The sequence below is a fragment of the Stenotrophomonas sp. 2YAF22 genome (genome assembly GCF_052114665.1).
Classification (GTDB): Bacteria; Pseudomonadota; Gammaproteobacteria; order Xanthomonadales; family Xanthomonadaceae; genus Stenotrophomonas; species Stenotrophomonas indicatrix.
Genome location: NZ_JBFRFE010000349.1, coordinates 1 through 4,492, shown reverse-complemented (window position 1 = coordinate 4,492; position 4,492 = coordinate 1). Strand labels below are relative to the sequence as shown.

The 4,492-nt window shown below is 64.4% G+C and carries 5 protein-coding genes; 3 read left to right on the top strand and 2 right to left on the bottom strand.

Annotated elements, in window-relative coordinates:
- Positions 1-110 precede the first annotated feature (110 nt).
- Both AB4Y84_RS14095 and AB4Y84_RS14090 read left to right on the top strand, forming a co-directional pair.
- Positions 111-1,586 (top strand): amino acid permease, encoded by a 1,476-nt coding sequence (locus AB4Y84_RS14095; RefSeq protein ID WP_089240873.1) that lies wholly within the window; start codon positions 111-113, stop codon positions 1,584-1,586.
- Positions 1,587-1,682: 96 nt separating this feature from the next.
- Positions 1,683-3,110 carry an amino acid permease gene (locus AB4Y84_RS14090; protein ID WP_100552419.1) on the top strand — a complete coding sequence of 476 codons (1,428 nt, stop codon included), beginning with the start codon at positions 1,683-1,685 and terminating at the stop codon, positions 3,108-3,110.
- A 228-nt stretch (positions 3,111-3,338) separates the two neighbouring features.
- Here the strand turns inward: AB4Y84_RS14090 and AB4Y84_RS14085 are convergent, their stop codons facing one another.
- Positions 3,339-3,716, bottom strand: coding sequence for a hypothetical protein (locus tag AB4Y84_RS14085; protein WP_312786002.1), 378 nt, complete (start codon positions 3,714-3,716; stop codon positions 3,339-3,341).
- Between the two features lie 56 nt (positions 3,717-3,772).
- On the bottom strand, positions 3,773-4,093 hold the full coding sequence (locus AB4Y84_RS14080) for a hypothetical protein (protein ID WP_442250309.1): 321 nt from the start codon (positions 4,091-4,093) through the stop codon (positions 3,773-3,775).
- A 22-nt stretch (positions 4,094-4,115) separates the two neighbouring features.
- Between AB4Y84_RS14080 and AB4Y84_RS14075 the strand changes: the two genes are divergently transcribed.
- On the top strand, positions 4,116-4,492 hold a 377-nt coding region (locus AB4Y84_RS14075; protein WP_442250308.1), incomplete at its 3' end, for a hypothetical protein.

The following is a 4,492-nucleotide window of genomic DNA, read 5'->3' as shown; positions in this document are numbered from 1 at the left end:
CGGCCTTCACCAGCAGTGCTTCCATCGCCGGCGAACGGCCCTGGATGACATACAGGCGCCGCCGGCAATGTACTGGCGGCCCTCCCAATCCGATCATCAGGAAGTACTGCATGCTGAAAGCTCTGTTGAGGGTCAAGCCGGTCGAACCGGCCGGGCACGTCGATGCCGGCGAACCCATCGAAGGCAGCCTGGATGGCGAAGCCACGTTGAAACGGACCCTCACGGCGAAACACCTCATCATGCTTGGCATTGGTGCGGTGATCGGCGCAGGTATTTTCGTCCTCACCGGCCAGGCCGCGGCCAACCACGCCGGCCCGGCGGTCATGCTGTCGTTCGTGTTCGCCGGCATCGCCTGCGCGCTGGCCGGCCTGTGCTACGCCGAGTTCGCAGCGATGATGCCGGTCTCCGGCAGCGCCTACTCCTACTCCTACGCCACGCTTGGCGAGGGCATGGCCTGGTTCATCGGCTGGTGCCTGGTGCTGGAGTACCTGTTCGCCTCGGCCTCGGTCGCGGTGGGCTGGTCGGCGTACCTGATCAGCTTCATCACCACCACGCTGCACATGCCGTTCCCGGACGCGCTGAGCGCGGCGCCGATCGCCTGGAACGGGCACGAGTTCGCCGCCTCCGGCAAGCTGTTCAACCTGCCGGCGGTGCTGATCGTGGCGGCGGTGACCGGCCTGCTGTACGTGGGCGTGACCCAGTCCGCGTTCGTCAACGCGATCATCGTGGCCATCAAGGTCTTCGTGATCTGCCTGTTCGTGGGCATCGGCGCGGCCCACGTGGACCCGGCCAACTGGCACCCGTTCATCCCGGAAAACACCGGCGTGTCCGGCGAGTTCGGCTGGAGCGGCGTGTTCCGCGCGGCCACCATCGTGTTCTTCGCCTACATCGGCTTCGATGCGGTCTCCACCGCCGCCGGTGAAACCAAGGACCCGCAGCGCAACATGCCGATCGGCCTGCTCGGCTCGCTGGCGGTGTGCACCATCGTCTACATCATCGTCTGCGCGGTGCTGACCGGCATGCTGCCCTACCACCTGCTGGGCACCGACAAGCCGGTGGCCACCGCGCTGGAAGCCTACCCGAGCCTGTCCTGGCTGAAGACCGCGGTGGAAATCGGCGCGATCGCCGGCCTGTCCTCGGTGGTGCTGGTGATGATGATGGGCCAGACCCGCATCGCCTACACCATCTCGCGCGATGGCCTGCTGCCGAAAGTGTTCGGCAAGGTCCACAAGCGTTTCCGCACGCCGTACTGGGCCACGATCGTAGTCGGCGTGATCGCCGCATCGCTGGCCGGCCTGGTGCCGCTGAACGTGCTCGGCGAGTTGGTGTCCATGGGCACCCTGCTGGCCTTCGCCACGGTCTGCGTGGGCGTGCTGATCCTGCGCTACACCCGCCCGGAGCTGCACCGCCCATTCCGCGTGCCGCTGGTGTGGGTGATCTGCCCGCTGGGCGCGCTGTCGTGCCTGTTCCTGTTCTGGCAGGCGTTCGTGGTCCACTGGCACCTGTTCGTGGGCTGGACGCTGCTGGGCCTGCTGATCTACTTCGGCTACGGCATCCGCCACAGCAAGCTGGCCAAGTCGCCCTGATCCTCCCGACGGGCCGGCCCCTGCGCCGGCCCGTCGATATCCGCAAGCATTTCCGCCCGCGCCCGGTCACGGGCGCATCGCACAAGACCACCACACATGTTCAAGCAACTGTGGGCCACCAAGCATCCGCATGCCGCCCATGAAGACGCCAACGGCCTGAGCCTGCGTCGCCACCTTGGCCCCTGGGGCCTGACCGCGCTCGGCATCGGCGCCGTGATCGGCGGCGGCATCTTCGTCATCACCGGCCAGGCTGCCGCCAACCACGCCGGCCCGGCCATCATGCTCTCGTTCGTGCTGGCCGCGATCTGCTGCGCCTTCTGCGCGCTGGCCTATGCCGAGTTCGCGGCGATGGTGCCGGTTTCCGGCAGCGCCTACACCTATACCTACGCCACCTTCGGCGAGCTCTCGGCCTGGTTCATCGGCTGGATGCTGGTGCTCGAGTACGGCGTCTCCGCCTCGGCCGTGGCGGTCAGCTGGACCGGGTATTTCCTCAGCCTGCTCAGCCATTTCGACATCCATCTACCGGCGGCGCTGGTCAGCGCACCCCTGGATGCGCAACTGCGGCCCACCGGCGCCATCGCCAACATTCCCGCCGCGATCCTGGTCCTGCTGTTGACCTGGCTGTGCTACGTCGGCATCAGCAAATCGTCGGCGATGAACATGGCCATGGTCATCCTCAAGACCGGGCTGATCGTGCTGGTGATCGTGGTCGGCTGGAAGTACGTGGACACCAGCAACTGGACCCCGTTCATCCCGGCCAACGAAGGCCCCGGCAAGTACGGCATGGAAGGCGTGCTGCGCGGCGCGGCGATGGTGTTCTTCGCCTACATTGGCTTCGAAGCGGTATCGGTGGCCGCGCAGGAATCACACAAGCCGCAGCGCGACATGCCGATCGGCATGATGCTGTCGCTGGTGATCTGCACGGTGCTGTACATCGCGATGGCTGCAGTCATGACCGGCCTGGTGCCTTACCAACTGCTGGGCACCGATGAGCCGGTGGTGACCGCCGTGGCCGCGCATCCGCAGCTGGGCTGGTTGCGGGTGGTGGTGGAAATCGGTGCGTTGATCGGCCTGTCGTCGGTGGTGCTGGTGATGATCATCGGCCAGCCGCGCATCTTCATGATCATGGGCCGCGACGGCCTGTTGCCGCCGGTGTTCACCAAGATCCACCCGAAGTACCGCACGCCGCATATCAACACCGTCATCACCGGCATCGGCATCGCCCTGCTGGCGGCGCTGTTCCCGCTGGACATCCTTGGTGAACTGACCTCGATGGGTACCTTGATCGCCTTCGCGGCCGTGTGTGCCGGCGTGCTGATCCTGCGCCGCACGCAGCCGGACCTGCCGCGTCCGTTCCGCATCCGCGGCGCGTGGCTGATCTGCAGCCTGGGCGTGCTGAGCTGCCTGGCGCTGTTGTCGGCGATGACGCTGCACAACTGGATGCTGATGGGCGTGTGGACGTTTGTCGGCTTCGTGATCTACTTCTTCTACGGGTTCAAACACAGCCGCCTGCGCGGGAAGTAAGGTTTTCTGCATTGCAGGGCCTGCGGCCCTGCACCCGCTGGGGCAACAGCAACAGCAACAGCGGGTCTGAAGGTTCGGCGGGGAGGGGTGAGATTGCGGGGGACGCTGCAAGTACGTCCCTGTAAGCTCGATCGCCGCATCCATGCGGCTCACGCCCCCGCAATCTCACCCCTCCCCACCCCCGACAGCGTCCTGGCGCGCCCAGTAGATCCACGCCATGCGTGGATATCAGCGGAGCTGAGATGTGTCGGCTATGGGATAGGGGTCACCTGCGGCTGAACCAGACGGTCTTCTGTATCCAACCAGTGCCGCTCGTGCAGCCCATGAAGTGCTCATGGTTCTGTTGGCGTTGATGTCTACGGTGTAGCGCTCGGTCTTCCACAGTTTCTTGCATTTGCCATCCACGTCGCACGTCTCGCCTTCCTTGCAGACGGTCTGCACCTCGATCTCGTCGGTGCGGTCGGCAATCTCCATATTCTCCGGCCACTTCTCATTCGCTTCGGCCCTGTTGCGCCAACACGACTCATCCAGCGAATCGGCATGGTCGCTGAAGCGTGCCCATTCGGTTGCGCATCTACCGGTCAACAAAGCCAGCAACACAGCCATTTACATTCGCATCACCATCGGCATCCGCGTGCGCCCTTCCCTGCGATGAAGCGGCGTCAATGCGACGTGTCTGGTTTCCGCTGCCACAGCCAGCGCTCCTGTTCCGACCAGCCCCAGTACCACATGCAACTGGTGTAGGCGCTGCGGCGGCTGCTCTCGTTGACATCCATCACATAGCTCTCGATTTCCGGCTGCTGCACGCGATTGTATTTTCCATCCACGTCGCACTTGCTCTTGTCATCTTCCCTGCACTTCTCCAGCTTCTCCACGTACACGGTTCGCGTTGCCACTTCGTTCTTCACCGGCCACTGCCCTCTCGACTCTGTAGAGCAGTAGTCGGTCGAGTAGCTGTAATCCGCTGCATTCGTACGTGGCACCCACTCGGTCACACAGCCACTGGTGGACACCACCACCAGGACCAGCGCCGCACCTGCAACTCGCCTGCACCACATCGCCTTCCTTTCCATGGCAGCCCCCTTTCATCAGTGCCGGTTCGATCGTGGCGGCGATGCATCAGGCTTGTCCACGACCGGAACCGCTTTCACCAATGAAGGCCAATCGCCTGTTCATTTGCCGGCAGATCTGCCTCGATCCAAACGTCCACGCCGCTTCATGAGCGAGCGCAGCGAAGCGACCCCCTTCTGCCTTTCTTTCTTCAATCCGTGGCTGGCCGCACGGAATCTGTCCGTGGCCGGTCGGGTGGACTTTGCAGGGGTGTCCGCGGCATGGATGCCGCCGCACTCTGAACACCCGTCACGTCTGGTCCCGTCACACCT